The sequence below is a fragment of the Bacillus cereus group sp. Bce019 genome (genome assembly GCF_051781745.1).
Taxonomy (GTDB): Bacteria; Bacillota; Bacilli; order Bacillales; family Bacillaceae_G; genus Bacillus_A; species Bacillus_A cereus.
The window spans coordinates 1-20,468 of sequence record NZ_JBPWJX010000024.1 but is presented as its reverse complement, the minus strand read 5'-3'; the positions used below and the strand labels follow the sequence as shown (position 1 = coordinate 20,468).

Below are 20,468 nucleotides of genomic sequence, written 5' to 3'. Positions count from 1 at the left end.
GAAAATTCAGCTCGTTAGGATTTAATTTTAGAATTCTCATAAAAGCATATGATAGATTAGGCACGTAATTGTCACAAATTAATAGTCTATCTACTTTTTAATTACCTATGAAAACTTTATTACCGCTTTATTATTTACTCCTAAACCAAAGCACATCTATACCTACAATTTCTTAAAACTCTTTTAGATAATCTTTCAAAAGATTTGATAGTTTTATATTTTTTTATTGTAAATTTTTGCATTTGATGTTAGGATTATGCCTATTAAAATTGAATCGTAACGATTCTTCTTTATAATTTCCATATTTTAATTGTTAAATAAAAATATAGATTCTGATATATATATTCAAAATCAGACCTACAATATCTTTATTTTACAATGATTTCATGGCATACCTTTAGAATGGAAAGATATATGCAACAACGTGTTAAGGGGTTACAGGAGGAACAAAAATGAGAGACTTTTTTGATGATAAGTACAAAAATATTGAATTAAAAAGGAGGTTAATCAATTTAATAAGTGAAATTAGCGAATTCAAAGGAAAATTAGCTGCTTATCAGGAACAAAACCCTGACATATTTAATAGTTTAGAAAAAACTATACCACTACATTACATAAAAAATTTCACAACTATTTATGAGGATATAAAAGTTCCTAATAAAAGATTAAAAGAACTTATTTTAGATGATATAGTACCTCAAAATATTTCTGAAGATGCTATTTTCTGCTATTATCAAACGCTTTCTTTTGTACATAAAAACTCCTGTACTTTATTAATTAATCCAGCAACTATACAGGAATTACATTTTCAACTAATACATTATATTACCTCTGACAGTGCCAAATGGCGTGAAAAACCTTTTATTATTCCAGGAGTTCCAGAACATGGAATGCACTTGAATAGTTACCGCATTCTTCCGCATGAACTTATCCCACGGTTTATGGAGCAATTATGTGATCAATACAACTCATTAAATACTAGTAAGGGGCTTCATTCACTTTTATTAATAGCTCGTTTTATATTAAATTTTTATTGCATAGTCCCTTTCAATCAAGGTAATAACAGGTTGGCATTTATGTTAATGCAATTGCTGTTAATTAAGAGTGGACATACATTTGTAAAATATGTATGTTTGGATAAATATATTAAGAAACATGAATCTGATTATTACAATTCGATTTATAAATCTTCGGTGAATTGGTACTGCGAGGAACATAATAATAGCTTTTGGTTAAAAACGTTTTTAACAATTATATTAGAGGCTTACAAAGATCTTCATAACACAGTTCTAGATTCTATATGTAAACATACTAAAGTTGAGAGAATTCAGGATTTTATACTTAAACAAAAACAACCCTTTACTAAGGAAAGTATTCGTAACACTTATCCAGACATTGCAGAGAGTACAATCAGTAAGGCTTTAAATTCCTTGCAACTATTTGGCCATATTAAGCTAGTTACAAAAGGAAGAAACGCAAAGTGGATTAAAATTTGACCATACTTTCAAGATACCTGAGGTTCACAAATTCAATAATAACTTTATCATTGAATTTCATTTTAATTTTAAGCTATTATTACTTTTTTAGTTATTTCTAATTCCAACAAAACAGTTTATAGGAAAAGGTCCGCTTCCCTCCGCCTTTTCCTATAATAAAATTAAATATAAACATAGAATAATTGTCGAAAAAGTCGCATTTTAATATTTTCTCTTTATTTTCTGGTTGTAAGCGTTTCACTTTCCCTTAGAAACATATAAACGTACGGTAATATAAAGAAAATAAGGCCAAAGAAATATTTGATACCTACCAAAATAATGAATAGGAATTTTGTTGCGCTGTTTTTTTCTGATAATTAAGAAAATTCATTTTGTCCCTAAACAAAATTTGTTGGTGCGCAAAATTCAAATACACTAGAACACCCAAATAAATGAAATATCCTTTTTCATTAAGTATCAAGGTATGAAAAAAGAATTCTTCCTACAAAATTTAGCTGATTAACATAAAGACATCTAAATTACTACCTTTATCGCCATCTATTGTTGACAACATATTTACCAAATAAAAAGAACCTATCAAGGGTTCTTTTTATTATAATCATTCAAATTTCAATTCTATCTTGATACTTAGATTCCCCCACAAATCACCTCTACTTTTTTGCTCTCAATTATTAATTTCCGTTCCCAATTTGTTTGAATTTGTGAATAAAATTCCATCTTATAAAAATAATAAATACAACTAATCGTTATATATTAAAGAGGTGTCAATTTTGTCCTTAAATGAAGAGCCCTTAGAAACTAAGACATATAAAACCATTGAAAAGATCGAAACAAATAACCTAAAACAACTTAAAAATACACTAGATAATATCTTTGATATTAGTGCAGATTTGATTGAACATCCTTTACAATTAAAAACAAACACGAATATTTTGCTTTATTATTTTGAAGGCCTTACAGATGGTGTTGCATTAAAAGACAATGTTGTTACACCATTATTACAAGAAGTAAATGAAGACAGTCAAATTTTTAATTCTAATATTATTGCTACTCATACAAAAATCGTATATACATGGAATGAAATTAAAGAAGGATTACTTGAGGGTCAATGTGTACTATTTATGGAAGCAGAAAATCGGTCACTTCTAATAAATACAAAAGGTTGGGCAGAGAGAGCCATTCAAGAACCAATTTCAGAAGTTACTATTAAAGGCTCACATGATGGTTTTATTGAGAATGTCACAAAAAATATAGGCCTAATTCGTCGATATATTCCTTCTACAGAGTTAAAAATCAAAAAGCTGACGATTGGAGAACGAGCTACTTCTTTAGTCTATTTAATTTACTTAGGTGATGTAGCAAACGCAGATGTAGTCCAAGAAATAGAAACTAGAATCTGCAAAATCAAAACAGATGCGGTATTAAGTATTGGAGAGCTATCTAATTATACAAAAGATCAAAATTGGACTCCTTTTCCACAGGCTTATTTAAGCGAACGTCCAGACGCCATTTCAAATCATATACTTGATGGGAAAGTAGCAGTGTTAATGGATAGATCCCCTGCTGCTATGGTTGTTCCTATGAATTTGATTGGATTTTTTCAAACCCCAGATGACTATAATATTCATTGGCTCATTGCATCTTTTTTTCGCTTATTAAGATTTGCAGGATTTATTATAGCTATTTTTTTACCAGCATTTTATATAGCTATAGTCTCTTTTCACTTTGAAATCATTCCTATAGATTTATACACTTCTATTGCAACGTCAAGAGTCAAAGTCCCTTTCTCTCCCTTATTGGAAGCTTTTATAATGGAAATCACACTAGAAATGCTACGTGAAGCTGGTATTCGCTTACCACAACCAATTGGACAAACCATTGGAATAGTTGGAGGGATTGTAATTGGACAGGCGGCTGTTCAAGCTGGTCTTGTTAGTAACGTTATGGTTATTATCGTATCTATTACAGCCATTGCTTCATTTATTGTTTCTAATTATGATTTATCAAGTTCTATACGCCTTATTCGTTTTCCAATGATGTTATTGGCTTACTTTTATGGCATTGTAGGTATTGTTAGTGGATTAATGCTCTTATTTGCTCATTTTGTTTCACTAACTTCATATGGTTCACCATATGGATTGCCAATCGCCCCATTTCGTCTCCAAGAGTTAAAAGATTCTTTTGTAAGATTTCCTATTTCTATGCTTACCAGCCGTTCGAGTACAGGGCAGCCGAAACAAAGAAAGAAAAAAGAAGGTAGTTAACATGGGGAATCTTAAATTCAAAAATATAACTTTATTCGAATTTATTATTTTCATCCATTCGCTGCAACTTGCATCTGGTATGTTAATTATGCCAAGCCCACTTGCTACTACTGCTGGCACAGATGGCTGGATTTCAATCATTCTTGGATGGATGGTTACTTCTATAATCGGTGTATTTATTATATTAATGTTACAAAAAAATCCCAACAAAAATTTCTCACAAATCTTAAAAACATACTTTGGTAAATGGCTAGGGACGATTCTTTTTCTTTTATATGCCTGTTATCTATTTTTTGCTGGCTTTAATACTTTACTAAAGGTAACTGATATTGTAAAAGTTTGGATATTTCCTTCCACTCCTGCTTATCAAATCACCATATTATTACTATTACCTTTTATTATTTTAGCTCTGAGTGGGTTAAGGGCTCTTACTAGTTATTCTATGCTTGTCTTCTTCTTCACTACTTGGATGCCACTATTTCTTCTTTTTTCACTAAAGACTAACTACAACCCTTTACACCTACTACCTATTTTTAAAGATGGATTATACCCTATTATTAAGGCAACAAAAGAAACCATTACACCTTATGCTGGCTTAGAAATTGCATATTATATATACCCGTTCTTACAAAAAAAACACAAAGCCATAAAAGGACTACTAATAGCGAATACTGGAACTATGTTCTTCTATCTATATGTGACTATTCTTTCTTATATATACTTTAGTCCAGAGGGGATAAAAGACGTAATCTGGCCAGTATTTCATCTGTTAAAAGGGGTTCGTTTTTCTTTCATAGAACGATTAGAAATTATATATATCGCTTACTATTTAATTGTATTTTCCACTACGATATATCCGTATTTATTTTTCAGTTTTGAATCTGTGACCATTTCATTTCAAAAAAACATCCGCAATTGGTCGCTACTTGCTTTTATGCTATTTATAGTTGGTCTATTTATTTTCCTAAATCCCGATGTGGATCAATATTTGTTTATATATTCTCTTATGGATATCTTAAATGTCATTTTCTTTATTCTATTACCAATGTTATTTTTCGCTTACAGTATTCTTTTCACTTGGATTACTAGGAGGAAACAACTTTGATTCGAAAATGGATATGGATTGTAATTTGTTGTGTATATATAATTGGTTGTAGTCAGAGAATTCCTCTTGAGAAGGTTTCATTAATCCTGTTAATTGGCTTGGATAGAACCCCTAATGGAGACATAAAAGTTGGAACAAGCATACCACTCTTTCATCATAAACAACCAAAAAGTACTATAGAACATTGGACACAAGCATCAACTGTATATACTGGATTCAGTAAGATAGATACGAAGTTAACGGGCTTTATGACAGCTTCCAAAGCTGAAATCATTTTAATTGGGAAAAAATTAGCGCAAGAAGCAAATTGGTTGCAGGAGCTTGATTCTTCTTACCGTGATCCTTACGCTACCATTAATGCTAAAGTAGTACTTGTAGATGGACCTGCAGAAGAAATTTTTAAAATTCATAAACCTAGTAAACCATCACTTTCATCTTATATAAATGGTGTAATCGAATCGTCAATTCAAAATAACCAATCCGTCTCTTCTACAATTCAACAATTAATGAGAGAACAAAATGAAGAAGGAATGACGCAAACTGTTCCAATTATCAAAAAAACAAAGAATGAAATCGACACAGTAGGAATTGCATTTTTAAATCGAAAAGGGAAATATTTAACTCATATCCCTAAAAAAGATGTTAAATTTTTCAATCTTATAAATAAGCAAAAAAGTAGCGGGCGAATGATACTACACCTTGCGCTTCCTCCTAAAAAGTCCAACAAAAAAATAAACACTTCTATCTTCGTACAGAACGCAACTAGGAAGGTAGGTGTTAATTTTCAAAACGGAAAATTTGTATTTAATCTCGATATATATGCTAATGTAGCTTTAATAGAAAAAACCAATGCGAATTCAATTAAGGGGCACTATGATAATAAAAAAAATATAAATAATTTAAAAAGTGCTATTCAAAATGAAATTAATAATAATTTACAAAATATGTTGAATGAAATACAGCAGAATAAAATTGATCCAATCGGATTATCCCTATATGCTAGAGCTTTTCAATACAAAGAGTGGAAAAAAGTAAAAGGAGATTGGTTGCAAGCCTTAGCAGCGGCTAAAATAAATGTAAAGACACACGTCAAAATAAAGGATACTGGGACCATTAGAAATTAAAAATAGACTAGTCTATTTTTCTGCTTAAAAGTCTTTCTAAGTGTTTTTTCTCTCTTCAATATTTATCATGTAAAAGGTGCTAACTCGAAAAAACTCTTTCCGTTCTTTTAAAAGGCAATAATTTAACTAAGCTAATCAAGTACCAGTTTCTAAGTTAAAGAGCTGAAGAAATTATAACTCTGGTGCAGTAGATATGCCAGATGCCATTCCAATTGCAATTCCATGACATAACGTTAAAGCCAAAATTCCTAAGTTAAGGAATTTCGGCTTTTTGAGTTCACAAGAATATCTTATTTTTAGTTCTATGTACTTAGCTACAATAAATACATATCAACATTGGAAAAATAAAAAGCAAAGCCTTTTGGGTCCACCAAACCAAAATTCATCTCTCACCTATCGTCGTGCTACGTCCTTCACACGCTTGAGGAAGGAGAATTCTTTCGAGAAATACGTTAAATTATAAGTACATTCGACAACAATCGATTATTTTCTGAATCTTCTTGAAAAAGTTGTAAAATCACACCATTTTCGCTTCTATTTTGCTATGATAGTTACAATTAAATTGGATTAGGATATTTCTATAAGATGGGGGCGTATATTATGAGTGTCTCAGTAAACGGAAATGAGCAGTTAACCTCTCTATTGAACGACTGGTATCGATCTATGCTATCTCAACAAGTTATAAAAGCTACTAATCTAAAAAAGAAAATTGATGAAAAAATTAATAAGTTAAGTATTGAACCGAATCAAGAGCATCAAGATCAAAATTTATTACTCTATTACTCACTACTTGAATTTCGTTACACTGTCTTAACAGATAGCCTTGGTATTCAACAAAATAGCTTTGATGCTATTAGCGACTATGATATGCCTGCAGACCATTTCCTACGCTTCTATTATCACTTTTTTAAATCCATTCATTCCACTTTTATATCAAATTATACTGAGGCAGAGGAACATTATAAACTAGCTGAAAAGATATTAGTAGACATACCAGATGAAATTGAACACGCTGAATTCTACTATAGAATTGCTACTTTTTATCACCATACCCATAACATGCTCGCTTCTATCGAATACGCAAGTAAATCAAGGGCAATCTTTTCAAAGTATGAAGGTTATGAAGTAAAAACAGCTTTTTGTAATAGTTTGTTAGGTGGTTGCTGCATCTATTTAAAACAGTACGAACAAGCTGAAGAGTATCTCCAATATGCAATTGATTTGCTACAAAAAAATAAGGAAGAAGATTCCTTGTTATACGTAAAAAGTACTATGGGATGGCTGTATTCTGATCAAAGTATGTCTACTTTAGCTATTCGTCACCTTTCTGAAGTAACAGAGAAAATCCCTACACACTTCAAGGCTATCTTCCTACAAGCTAAGGAACATTATAAATTAGGAGAACAATCGACGGCTAGCAAACTCATTGTTAAGGGATTAAAAATCTGTAGAGAAATCCATAATGAAGAATATATGCACCACTTCTTTATTTTAAAAAGATTAAACGAAAACATTCCATTGGAAGAATTAGAAAAAATCATTCAAGAAGGAATCTTATACTTTGAGAAAGAAGAGTTATGGGAATATGTTGTCGAATACGCTGAATTATTTGCCACAAAATGTAGACAATTAGAGAACCATAAAAAGGTGAGTGACTATTTCCATATTTGTTATCAAGCAAGACGAAAATTAATTGAAAAAGGAGTCTTAAAATGATGAAAAAAATTAGCTTATTATTATCTGGTATTGCTTTCATTGGAGTGTTAACGGTGGGAATTTCTCAGTTTTCTAAAACAGATCAACTTGCTACTCACGGACATTATCCTTCTCCTTCATATAATGTTGGGGATTATGGTGGTGCACCACAACAAATTTAATGTAAATGTATTTAAAAAACCCTCCAAATGGAGGGTTTTTAAATGGCTTATCTGCCTGTTCAATACGTGTAGAGAGTTCATATTATACTTATTTACTATGTTATGAGATTTTTTATTTCCACTCTGTAACAAGATTCTAGCATCCTCTCCTAGAATCTCAACTTAAATCTTAAATCCACCAATTAACTCTTGAAGTTCTTCCGCCATCTGTGCTAATTGTATTGCTGAAGAATTTATCTCTTCCATAGAAGCATGTTGTTCCTCAGATGAACCAGCTATTGTTTGCATACTTGAAGAATTCTCTTTTACAGCCATAGCTATTTGATCAATCGATGTATCGACTTTCATTGCATCAGTAGTCATTTTATTAGATAGTTCCACCATACCGTGCACTTTTGACACAATATCATTTGCAGATTTTGAAATCTCATAAAAACTTTGTTTTGTATCGTTCGCAACCTTAATTCCCGACTGTACTTCTACTCCCACTTCATTCATAGCTTTTACAGTCTCATATACGTCTGCTTGTATTTCCTTAATTAAACTTCCAATTTCCATCGAAGATTCGGATGATTGCTCTGCTAGCTTCCTAACTTCATCAGCAACAATTGCAAACCCTCGTCCCTGTTCTCCTGCTCTAGCTGCTTCAATTGCTGCATTCAAAGCTAATAAATTTGTTTGTTCCGCAATATTTTGAATCGCTTCTAATATACTTCCAATTTGTTGTGATTTTTTATCTAATAATTTTATTACATGATCGGATTGAGAAACCGAGTGATGGATAGACTGCATTTGTGTTACAGTTTGTTCTACTAATTGTTCACCTTCATTGGCTTTTTGTTTTGTGTATATAGATGAAGTCGATACTTCAGAAGCATTCTCAGCTACATATTGAATATTTCGTGTTACCTCACCAATTAATTCAGCTCCAGACTCAACTTCATTATTTTGAACCTCTGCACTGTTCGAGATTTCTTCCATCTCTTTTGTAATTTGTTCTGTCGCAACACTTGCTTGCTCTACACTAGCAGTTAATTCCTCAGAAGACGCAGCTACATGTCCTGCAGATGTGTTAATTTGAGAAATAATAGTACGTAACGACTCTGCCATTGTATTGAAACTACCACCTAATTGACCAAGTTCATCATTTGAACGAATATCTATTTTCTCGGTTAAATCTCCCTGACTAATTCTTTGGGCCGAGATAACTAATTGTCTTAGTGGAGTAATAATGGATCTAAGTATAAATAAAATTACAATTCCACCTAACAATAATGAAGCCCCTATTATAGTGAACGTTTTATAAAAAATAGGATTGGTAGCTTCTTCAATTTCTTTCATAGGCATTACGCCTGCTATTTTCCAACCTGTTTTTTTGTTTGTCTTAAAGCTTATGTTTCGATCTTCGCCATTGAGGCTATAAGTAATTACTCCATCTTCTGTCTTGTACAATTCATCCGCTAAAGTTTTCTCTAATTTCTCTCCAGGCTTTAGTGATGGATGAACAACTATAGTTTTATCTTGACTAACTATAGATACAAATCCTTGCTTTCCAATTTTTATCATTTTGGATGTTTTTACGATATCTGTAATATTCAAATCTAAGCCAATGACACCACTTTTATCTGCATTTTGCTTTGCAATTGCAATTACCATATTTCCTGTAGCCTTTGATTTATATGGAGATGAAACAATAATCTCTCCATTTGCTTTTACTGCATCCTTATACCAACTACTTTCTAATGGATTAAACCCTTCTGGTATCTTGCCAACAGGTGCATGAATAAATTGATTGTTACTAGATGCCGTATAAATCGTTTCTATCTCTGGATGTAACTGTATATATTGATCAAATTTACTCTGTACATTTTGCGATTGTTCAGGATTATAATCACCTTGTGTAAGTACTTTTGCAAAATGAGTGACATCTGTATGCTTATTTTCTAATTCATCATCAACAATCTTATCTAAAATACTTATATTATCTTTTGCTGATTGTAGAATTGTTTCATTAAGATCTGTTTTTGCTTTATTATAAGATGATACTCCTACGATAAGACTTGGTATAATTAATATTGCTATAAATGCCATAGACAACTTCGTTTTAAGCTTTATTTGTCCCAATCTTTCTTTTATATTAAACACTAGATACTTCTCCCTTTCACTTTTACTACTGATATAGTTTATTTAAATTTTTCTCCTTTATTTTTTCTACATATATTTACAGTACCATTCGAAATGAAACCCCTATTAAATCCTATCATCTCAACTTCCTTATTTAACGATTTAAATTTCACAGGCAGCGTTTTATCTATCCTCCTTTCGAATATGTTATCTTTCCATATTCAGCAATTCTAAAACTACGAATTGTTCCCAATAAAATGGATGAAACATAACCTTCATTTAACAGATATTATTTGACCTTGATTGGATAAAAATTTTAATTTAGCGCTATTCAAATCGGATGAAGTCTTTACCATAATAAATTCTCTAAAAAATAACTACATAAATTTATTCTTTGTATGATTATGTTTAACAGCCTTTGAACCATTCTAAATGCATCAAACTATTCATGAATCATTTACTACGGCCGATTTTGTTGTAAGAGATAACTAAACCATAAATTCTATATAAAAGAATAAAATAAATTGGAGAAATTCATTGTAACACGTATACATAAGTAATAGATATAAAATCCGATAATATATTATTACCTTATAATAAATAAATAATTCAGTATAAACTGTATTTTAGTTCTATAGAAGAACCTTTCCCTATATGCAATATTACATATAATCTACCTTATGTAGTTTGTTATACTATGCATGTGGATTTTTCATCCAAAAATCCACCCAAACGCATATTTATGTATATGCCATCCTAATTGATGAAAGTGAGAAGAATGTTTATCATTTTTCTCACTTTTTTATTTAGGCTCTGTTAATATTGTATTAAATAAGGGAAGACACCTTAGAGTTGGTGCTTCCCTTATTTGTTGATTATTCAAATCTAAAATAGGTATTTTCTAAACCTATTCTTTGCTTTAATGTTCTGCCCAAAGCATAATTATTTGGTAATTCTTTTTCAATGACACAAATAATATAACCTGCTTTTCCTGTTGTTAAATTAGTTAGTTGTAAGTATTTAGTGTTGTCGTAGATATAAGAAATAATATATTCATAGAAATTATTTTCTTTATCTTCTCTATTCATACCAACATTGTACAACCTAACTCTTGCTCCTACCCAAATTTCCTCATCATCATCAACATTACTTAAAGGCATCCATTTCGAGTTATCCAATATTTCACCCTTTTCTTTAATTCATTCCTACACCCTATTCAAGATATGCTAAATTATCCTTGTCTGATGAATATCTATTTATCTTTTCATATAGAGCAAACAAAATTTCTACTCATAATTTTTTCTTTATTAGACAAACTATGTCTAAGCCGTTTGAACTAGCAGCTTCAATCTTCTGGTAATGGGATAGCACAATTTATTGAATTGACTAACTCATTCAACCCACTGGCACCGGCAGGCAACAAAATAGTTGTCTGCCATTTTCATGTATACTTTTTCTAATTTCATTTCGAACCAAGTGTGTGCTGTACTGATTTCAAAAGGACAGAATTTCATTTTTTAAAATGTAAAAAAGATAAGGTCCTGTCTACTTTTGGTATAGGACTTTTTCTTTTCACACATACTATTTTTGAACCTGTTTCCAATACGTGTCCTAATGGTGTCTTGAGTTCCTCCTAAAAAGGGCTGCAGATACTACTGCATGCCCTTTTATTTACGTTGCTTCTCTATATTGAATAAAATAATTAAAAACTAAAAATGTAATGTTACATATTTTTTCTGTTCAGATTATGTTAGGATTTACTTCGTAGTCGAATTATGGTTTCGTATCTAATTCAGCAATATGTGAACTGTTTACCTAAAGAAAAAACACCCAAAAGGTGTCTTTTCTTCTTTTAATCTAAAAAACATTTTTTCTTTTCAGTAAGATCCAATTATCCCTCTAACCTAAACCTCATAATTAAAGGCAATTTAATCATGGTACTCAAGAGTTTTCATCCATTTCAATATACCTATAGCTTAATTTAAAATCACATTTCCAGCACTATATTTGCTTTCCTACAGATTTTCTGTCTTGTTCTTAATTCTGTCAAAATCCTCATGTAGCTATACAAAGAATATATGCTATTATGATTTTAAGAAACTATGCGTTCCCTTAACCCTGTATCCGGCCCTGTATTTATTACAGGGTCTTTGTTTATTTTATTTAATACACATCCAATTTCAGTTAAAATTGTTTAAATGCTAATTAATTTTTGAAATGATATAACTATAAGCTCTTTTAGCAAATAAAATATAATATTAGACATATTTAACCAACTTGGGGCTATTATTAATTTTCTAAATATGCACTTCATTAACACCACACAAATAGTGTTAACTATCTTAATTGAATATTAGTAATAGTAAGTATAAATATTATCAATTTATTATATATTACATTTATGTAAAAATAGACGTATGTTAATCTTATTCAAAATCTTTCCCCTAATAAAGATTTGAAGTAGCATTTCATGATTCTCCTTACTGTTAATATGCCCTGAAAAAGAACCCTATAGGGTTCTTTTTCTTTTCATTATAACCTCAGTAAGTCCTTATTTAACATGCAAAAAGGACTGCTAATTACTTGCAGCCCTTTTACACGTTAATATACGCTTGTATTAAATACTTAACACTTTATTGTATTAAGCGTTTATACAAACTAAACATGCCATTATCATTTAAATATATAACACTTCAAAGTTTAGAAGTATACAATAACAAATCTTTCCCAGCTTCCAGCTACATAACTAGTAGCTGTTAATTCTCTACCACCATTTGCTGATATATATCTACCATTACTTAGTGCTTGTAATACATATATCCTATTGTCTCCACCATTATATAAGATAAACTTTTCCCATGCCCCAATTGATGTACGATCTGCTACTACTCTACCATTCGGCTCAAACGAAACATACTTCCCATTACTTTTAGCTTTTAAAGCGTACGTATATAATTCCCCCGTCGGAATTAATTCAAATTTCTCCCATTTATTAACTACATTACGATTTGCTGTTACATTTCCCAAAGGCTCAGCAGAAACATATTGTAAATTTGCTGCCTGTATAGCAACTGTCCAACTTCCATTAAATAAATTCACGCCTTTTAGTGAACCTGCTTTTGATAGATTGGCTGCCGATACATCATTCGATGGTGTAATCATCAATATCATTAAAACCATCGGCAACATCATTAAAACTAACTTTTTTGAGATTATATTACCACTTGCACATGTTATGAACCTCTTCATTCCCATTCCTCCCTTAATATACATAGAACTCATATACATCATATCAAATTTGTAAAATATTGTAATAAAAGAGAGGGTTTATCAATAAATACCTTACTATTCTGTTTCTTTTTTCTCAAATCTATAACACTTAAACATGTATCAATTCTCAAGCACATTTTTAAAATTCTTTCCCCCTGATAAACAAATGTAGCAGTTGATGGCAAGGAGAGTATATACAAAAGAGAGAGTATTTTCATTTCACTTTTCTTTAAATAAAAGCCAAATAGCCGTTCATAATGAACGACTATTTGTATCTAACTAATAATTAGAATGTTTTTCATGTTACTCTATTTTGTTTAATCCCGTTGAAGTAACTTGATAGGTTCTTTTTTTGCCCATATATTCTTGTTTATTATTCTCAAGATTAATAAGTATAGCGCGTGTTTTTTCTTTTACTGCTTCCCCTTCTATATGGGTAAACTCAATGTAATCTCCCACTTTTACGGGCACGGTTTGGCTTTCAGCAGTTTGCTGTCTATTTCCCACTATTCCCTTATTGTACAAAATACTACCGGTTGAATTCTTTATTGTAATACTTGCATACGTATTATTAAAGTAAGAATGTGGTACGCCCGCTTCTAAATTCACCTGCATTTTCTCTGTTGTCTTATTATAATCTACTTTTGCGATTTCTCTATCACTATATCCTTTTAATGACCATGCAAATTGATTTCCATCTAAAATTGTAGCTTCGGGCATTTTTTCTGCTTTCTTCAGACCTTCCTTTGTAACTTGGTATATTGCTTTTTTTCCAAAGCTTTCTTGTTTACTATTACCTACATTTGTTAAAGTAGCTCTATGAATACCTTCTAGATGTGTTAATTCAATATAGTCTCCTACTTTGACTGGAACTCTTTGCGATTCAGCATTTTGCTGTTTGTTTCCATAAATCTCTTTGTTATAGACCACTTTACCTGATGTGTTTTGCACTTTAATACTTGCATATGTACTATCAAAGTAGTCATGTGGTACACCTGCTTTTAGATCAATTTGCATTTCTTCTGTTGATTTATTTAAATTTACTTTCGCAAATTCAAAATCTCCAATCCCTTTCAGCGACCATGCAAATTCATTACCTTCAAAAATGTTTGGAGATTCATTTTTGATTTGTACCTTTTTCTCAACAGTTTGATCAAATATATCCGTTAATACAATTTTTGCATAAGCATTTGTTGGTAATGATATAGATTGACTGATTCCATTTTGATAAGATTTAATATCATTAATTACGTTAATAGGTTGGCCCGTCATATTTTCATTGTTATAAATTTCAATTTTCCCCTTAAATTGCGGTGTACTATTTTCTTTTAGTTTCCAAGATACATTTAATTTTTCATTTTCATAATATATAGATTGGATATCAAAATCTAGTTTTCCTATTTCAGGTTGAGTAGGTTGATTTAGCGTGAATATTTTTCCTGCCCCAATAGTAGACTGTGTATTACCTCCTGCTTTGACCCATACATATTCTGAAGTAGATCCTCCATCATATTGATAAGTATTATCATGCGTTCCAGAAATACTTTGATTATTCCAAGAACTCCATTGTTTATCAACTAATTTTCGGCTATAACCATTTTTCAAGCGCGCTTCTCGAACATTCTGTCCACTATCAGCCCAGTCTTCTTGAAACATTCCTAAACCATGATTAAATGCAACATTAGCAACCGGAAAGTCCATAATTGCAATTTGATGCCATTTATTCTTTGTTACATCTTTCATCCATTGTCCAAATTTAGTATGACCATTTTCTTGCCATGAACGCATTGTCATTGTGTACCAATTGTAGTCTTTCCAACCATAAGTTGTTTGAACCTTCATTCCTGTTCCTTCTCCTCCAAAGGGTCCAGCTTGCGAATTCGGAGATAAGTATTCGGCCTTTATTGCTTCTTTAGAGGAAATTGGATCCCATAAGGCAAAATGTAAAGTACGTTTTCCATTTTCATCAAACCCACTTTGTTGTTGAAAACCAGCATATCCTCCAGCTTCACCACCTGCATTCCAGTTGTGTACAGCCCAGTACGTATAAGGTGGTGTCTGAACTGGTGACCAGTCTATACTAATAATATCTGAGGCAGGTATATTTTTGGGACTCACATAAACTGCTGGAGCAGCTGAATGTGTTGCAGCTTTAGTGTGCAAAATAGACGTTCCAAACATAGAAAACATGCTACATGCTGCGGTAATTATAATAACTTTATTAAATCTTTGCTTTGTTTTCTGACTAATCACTAATCTACATCCTTTTCTAATTTTTATTATTGAATACTAACGTAGTAGAGAAATCTATCAAAATTCAAACAACATCCAGTAATTCTTTAAAATACTGGATGTTGTTCTATCTTTACATCTGATTCTTACATATTAATTGATTGTAATTGCTTTCCATAACGATAGTGCAAATATCCAATTCGGGTCACCATTTCCTTGATGATTTTGAACAGCTTCATACACTGTCCCTTGATGTTCTACTTTATCGCCCTTTGTATATGCCTTCTTTGGATCCCATTTTTCATAAGATACATTTTGATCTTTGGTTTTTACAAGAAGAATTTCACTTTGGATTGATGTATTCCCAGCTGCATCTACAGCCTTCACTGCATATTTATATTCCTTATTAACTGTTAAGTTTTGATCAGTAAACGTCGTTCCTTGTACCGTTTGAATCAATTGTCCATCGCGTAATACCTGATATTCTTTTACACCTACATTATCTGTAGAAGGATTCCATTTTATCTCTACACTGTTAGAAGTAAGGTTGCTTGCATATAATCCTTGTGGCTGTGTTGGAGCTTCTGTGTCCGGTTTCGGATTAACAATTTGATTTACTTTCTTCAGACCTTCCTTTGTAACTTCGTACATGGCTTTTTTTCCAAAGCTCTCTTGTTTACTATTATCTACATTTGTGAGAGTAGCTCTATGCACACCTTCTAGATGTGTTAACTCAATATAATCTCCTACTTTGACTGAAACTTTTTGCGATTCAGCATTTTGTTGTTTATTTCCATAAATGTCTTTATTGTATACTACTTTCCCTGTTGCATTTTGTACTTTAATACTCGCATATGTTTCATTAAAATAATGATGCGGTACGCCTGCTTTTAAGTCTACTTGCATTTCTTCTGTCGATTTATTGAAATTAATTTTAGCAAACTCGAAATCACTAATTCCTTTTAGTGACCATGCAAACTGGTTTCCTTCTAAAATATTATTTACATTAGGCATATCTGGTTTAATTGGATTAGAATCCGTACCCTTCCAAATCTCTGCTGTTAAAATTGGATATCCTAATGCAGCTACTTTTTGAATGGTATCGTTATTTGGACGTAATCCCCACTTCTCAAAGAAAGGAATCAAATTTTGTTTGGCTACTTTTGATGCTGAAATCATAAATAATTGTTTTTTATTTTCATCAGTTTGTGGAAGTTCACTTGAAGGCATGTCTCTATACAATTGATGCAATTTAGGATAGAAATCCTCTCCATACGCTAACTGTAGTTGCCAAAGCATAACAAGCTTTACAAAAACATCGCTAATTTCATCATAATTTTTATTCACTTGTTCTAGATATTGAAATGCTTTTGGATAAATTCCACTTTTCTCTAAGTTGGATGGTTGATTAAATGCTTTTTCTACAGAAAGGCTGTATATATTATTTTGTACTTCTGTCATATTATAAAACTTCCAGGGCGATTGTTGTCTCAAATGTCCTGCCTCATGCCAAGGGCCCCAGCCATCTGTTATAAATTTATTAATATCTAACACGTATTGGATTGCATCTCCTACATATGCTGTTCGATAAGAAGTTGCATACATATAATAATCAGGAGAATGATTTTCTTCTACGTAATGAACATAATGTTTATCTACTTGTTCTTCAGATAATCCAGCTACTTTGTCTTGAATTCGAGTAGCTTCATCCATCTTTTTTAAGAGTTGTACAGGATCTGTATTAGAACCCAACAAATATTTCTTAACACGTGCAGGGCTGGCCGTAATTAATACACGTTCGCCTTTTAACTCCACTGCATGTGCATTAGGATACTGGTCCAGCATGTTTATTAAATCTTGTTTCGTATGCTTTCCTAGTTCAAAGAAAGGCGTAGTCGTTCCACCTGTTGTGATTGTTGTTCGAATGGTACCACCTTGTTGTTTATTATAAAAATAAATCAGCCCCCCATTTGGAGATTGGATTGTGTTTATACCAGGTTTTAATGTGAATGATTTTATCTTAGAATCTTCTCTCCAAGAAGCATCATACGAATACGTTCCAATATATACCTGAATATCTTGATTACCTTCTACATTAATCTTTATTTGTTCATTTGGCTTTGCATATAAACCAGTTGGTTCATATGGACTAAATGCCATATTTTTTCTTTCCTGTTGTTTCAGTACCTCAACATCCCCTTTTCCTGGGACCGTAAATACTCTATTTTCTGATTTAACTGACTTTTCACTTTGCAGTGATGTCGATAAATTTTTTTGCTGCTCCTTTTGCTCCGCAAAGACATCTGATGAAGAAATCATTCCAGTCGCAAGCATAGTTACTGTAGCAGTAGCTGCAAGTATTTTTCTAGTTTTATGTTTTGAATTATTCCCCATATTAACTCCCTCATTTTTCCTTATTACTCTTAAGGATTTTTTGTTTTCTTCTTCATGTTTTTACAATCTAAACTATTCATACTATTTAAGTTGTGTCTATTACTCTATATTTTTTCATAAATATCTCCTTTTCTTTATGTATTATTGTATATAAATGTTATTTGATGACACATTAAATAACAACTTTACGATAAACTCATCGATAACAGCCTATTATGTTTTGATTCTGTATTCTAAACTTACATCCAATTAGAGAAATATATCCAATTGGAGAAATAAGTAAATAAATTACAACATTTAAGGATTGGAATCTCACAAAAAATTCATAAAACTTTTTTCACTTTAAAGGTTTAGACAATTACCACCACATTTTTTTGAAATAAAAAGCATCTAATTCTATTTGAATTAGATGCTTACATTTAGTCCTTAAGCCTAATATTCTAAACTATTTACGCGTTTGTAAATCTTTTTTTATTACATCCCAGAGTGAATTATCTTGACGCATCAGTTTACCCTCTTCATCCCATTTTATTTTTTCTGTTCCCAATTCATAATTCATCCCTGTCCATGTGTCTTCACGGAATGCATAGAATGATTTATGCCATCCTTTTTGGTTAAAGATAGAAATAAGATCTTGTATGTATTGGGTAGCACCTGAAACAGTACGGTTAATTCCAATCTCTTCTGCAATAATTCTATTAGATGGTACATGATTTTTCTTAGACCATTGTTGAACTGGCTTCAAAAACTTCTCTAATCCCTGCTTATTCCACATTACAGGTTTCTCTAAGTCTCCTACTTTTACTAATCCTGGATATTGATATTCTTTATTTTTCTTTTCACCTTGACTCGTTAATTCATATGGTTCATACATATGAAATGCGTAAAGCGTTTTTTTATCCTTTACTGGCTTTAAGTATTTAAAGGCCCATGGAGTAGCATATAAACCTGAATCTAAAATAACCGGTGTTTCTTGGTCTACTTCACGAATGGAATTGATTACCTTTTGATAAAATCTGTTTAAATCCGCTGTCGTTCCCTCCACTTTTGCATACCATTTCTCGTAATCTTCCGTCCAAAAATCACTATATCTATTATTTTTAGCTGTTTCTGGATGTGGTTCATTTATAATATTATAACCAAACACCGCGGGGTGATCTTTTAGTTCCAAAGCGAGGTCCTTCCAAAATTGACTTGCTTGTTCTTGATACTTCTCTTCTTCCCATATTCTGTCGTCATTCTTATTATTATTAAATTGGCGCCATCGATCACCAGGTAAGGATAACATTGTAAGAACGACTTTCATTCCTTGTGATTGTGCGGCATCTAAATCCGCCTTTAATTTTTCTAGATCTTCCTTTACTAATCCCCGATAGTTATCTGCATTACCTATCAGAAAATCCTTTCCAGAAGTATCTGGTTTATCCTCAAGTAGAAAATCTTTATCTTTTGCCCATTTATCAGGTGCTAAACGTACATATTCAATATTAGCTTCTTTTGCACTTTTATAGTTTTCAGGTAATGACGTACTATTCATGAAATTAGTACCCTTTCTTTTCGAATCCCAAAAACTAATTTTTGAATCGCCCTTGTGGTATGTATCAGCTCTTACATTCATTTCCTGTACTCCAAAACTCATCATGCCTAATAACGCAACAATTGGCAAAACTTTTTTCACAACTTTTCCTTCTTTCTCTTTATATTTAACACACATAACATACCTTTGTTTTGTTACAGGAATATGGCAATTTTCCAAAAATACCTTTTAAATTTATACATTGGTAGTTCATTCATAAAAAAAGAAAGAGATAATTAGAACGTTGCTTCATTTTAAAAGAAACAAAAAAGGAATCCTTTACGGATTCCTTTTTGCAATGCACTCTTTTTCAAATGGTACATTTTTGCACCTACTTTTAATATAACTCATAATTCCAATAAAATAAATAAGATTAAATGGAATTTGCTACTATTTTTTTATAAAAAGATTCGATTCAGAAAACTAATACTAGTAAGTTCACTTGCGAAAAATTTATGCTCTTTCACAAATAATAAAATGTCATACTTTCTTAGAATTCTACAGATAGTATATAACATATTAAAGATCCTGATTTTTGGGCAGTTCAATAGCATTATACCTCTTGAAGTACACTACGAAAGAACATCGAAGTAACACAATAAAAACTGTAGAAACAATTTATTTCTACGGTTTTTTTACTTACCCACGCTCTTTTTTATTATTGTACCACCATATAGTACTAATCTTTCATTTTGTTCAATATCAATAGTTTAAATGTACCTCAGCCTCATCTTACTACACTGACCGCGACCTCCGGTACTTTTTGTTCTTTCAACATCAGTACGCTAGGATTGAAAGTCCAATTTCCCATAGGTGGGGCATAAGAATTGAAAGAGCTTATGCACTTCTTCCACTCTGGTGTATTTTTTATTGCTTCTTTTTCTGCATCTGTAATCCTAACCCATTCACCAGTCGCTCTAATTTTTTTCGCTTCTGGTTCAATATGCTTATTTAGTTTATCATCTTGTACCAACACATAGTTTCCTTCTGCATCCATATAATGGCT

12 protein-coding genes and 1 pseudogene are annotated in these 20,468 nt (G+C 31.6%); 6 read left to right on the top strand and 7 right to left on the bottom strand.

Annotation, left to right across the window (positions count from 1 at the left end; translation table 11 throughout):
- Positions 1-452: 452 nt before the first annotated feature.
- The 6 genes from ACS2QP_RS23735 (at position 453) to ACS2QP_RS23710 (ending at position 7,866) form a co-directional block, all read left to right on the top strand.
- Positions 453-1,496, top strand: coding sequence for a Fic family protein (locus tag ACS2QP_RS23735; RefSeq protein ID WP_332284394.1), 1,044 nt, complete (start codon positions 453-455; stop codon positions 1,494-1,496).
- 770 nt (positions 1,497-2,266) lie between these two features.
- The gene (locus ACS2QP_RS23730; RefSeq protein ID WP_438882928.1) at positions 2,267-3,760 is read left to right on the top strand and encodes a spore germination protein; all 1,494 of its coding nucleotides are present in this window, start codon (positions 2,267-2,269) and stop codon (positions 3,758-3,760) included.
- A gap of 1 nt (position 3,761) precedes the next feature.
- Positions 3,762-4,865: a GerAB/ArcD/ProY family transporter gene (locus ACS2QP_RS23725; RefSeq protein WP_000527366.1), complete on the top strand. Its 1,104-nt coding sequence runs from the start codon at positions 3,762-3,764 to the stop codon at positions 4,863-4,865.
- Positions 4,862-5,989, top strand: a complete 1,128-nt coding sequence (locus ACS2QP_RS23720) for a Ger(x)C family spore germination protein (RefSeq protein ID WP_438882927.1) — start codon at positions 4,862-4,864, stop codon at positions 5,987-5,989. The genes ACS2QP_RS23725 and ACS2QP_RS23720 overlap by 4 nt, the downstream gene beginning before the upstream one ends.
- 600 nt (positions 5,990-6,589) lie before the next feature.
- A complete protein-coding gene (locus ACS2QP_RS23715) occupies positions 6,590-7,705 on the top strand; it encodes a tetratricopeptide repeat protein (RefSeq protein WP_438882926.1) in 1,116 nt (371 codons plus the stop codon).
- The gene (locus tag ACS2QP_RS23710; RefSeq protein WP_438882925.1) at positions 7,705-7,866 is read left to right on the top strand and encodes a hypothetical protein; all 162 of its coding nucleotides are present in this window, start codon (positions 7,705-7,707) and stop codon (positions 7,864-7,866) included. The genes ACS2QP_RS23715 and ACS2QP_RS23710 overlap by 1 nt, the downstream gene beginning before the upstream one ends.
- A 162-nt stretch (positions 7,867-8,028) precedes the next feature.
- On the opposite strand, the gene ACS2QP_RS23705 is transcribed toward ACS2QP_RS23710, so the two are convergent.
- The 7 genes and pseudogenes from ACS2QP_RS23705 to ACS2QP_RS23675 all read right to left on the bottom strand — a co-directional run.
- On the bottom strand, positions 8,029-10,011 hold the full coding sequence (locus ACS2QP_RS23705; protein WP_438882924.1) for a methyl-accepting chemotaxis protein: 1,983 nt from the start codon (positions 10,009-10,011) through the stop codon (positions 8,029-8,031).
- Between the two features lie 854 nt (positions 10,012-10,865).
- Complete coding sequence (locus tag ACS2QP_RS23700; protein WP_438882940.1) at positions 10,866-11,150, bottom strand: hypothetical protein; 285 nt, start codon at positions 11,148-11,150, stop codon at positions 10,866-10,868.
- A 1,540-nt stretch (positions 11,151-12,690) separates the two neighbouring features.
- Positions 12,691-13,239 carry a fascin domain-containing protein gene (locus ACS2QP_RS23695; RefSeq protein WP_438882923.1) on the bottom strand — a complete coding sequence of 183 codons (549 nt, stop codon included), beginning with the start codon at positions 13,237-13,239 and terminating at the stop codon, positions 12,691-12,693.
- A gap of 327 nt (positions 13,240-13,566) precedes the next feature.
- Positions 13,567-15,513: pseudogene (locus tag ACS2QP_RS23690) on the bottom strand (DUF3472 domain-containing protein); the annotation flags it as partial.
- Positions 15,514-15,645: 132 nt separating this feature from the next.
- On the bottom strand, positions 15,646-17,886 hold the full coding sequence (locus tag ACS2QP_RS23685) for a M60 family metallopeptidase (protein ID WP_438882922.1): 2,241 nt from the start codon (positions 17,884-17,886) through the stop codon (positions 15,646-15,648).
- A 445-nt stretch (positions 17,887-18,331) separates the two neighbouring features.
- A complete protein-coding gene (locus ACS2QP_RS23680) occupies positions 18,332-19,600 on the bottom strand; it encodes a glycoside hydrolase family 5 protein (RefSeq protein ID WP_438882921.1) in 1,269 nt (422 codons plus the stop codon).
- 589 nt (positions 19,601-20,189) lie between these two features.
- A partial coding sequence (locus ACS2QP_RS23675) for a hypothetical protein (RefSeq protein WP_438882920.1) occupies positions 20,190-20,468 on the bottom strand: 279 nt, incomplete at its 5' end.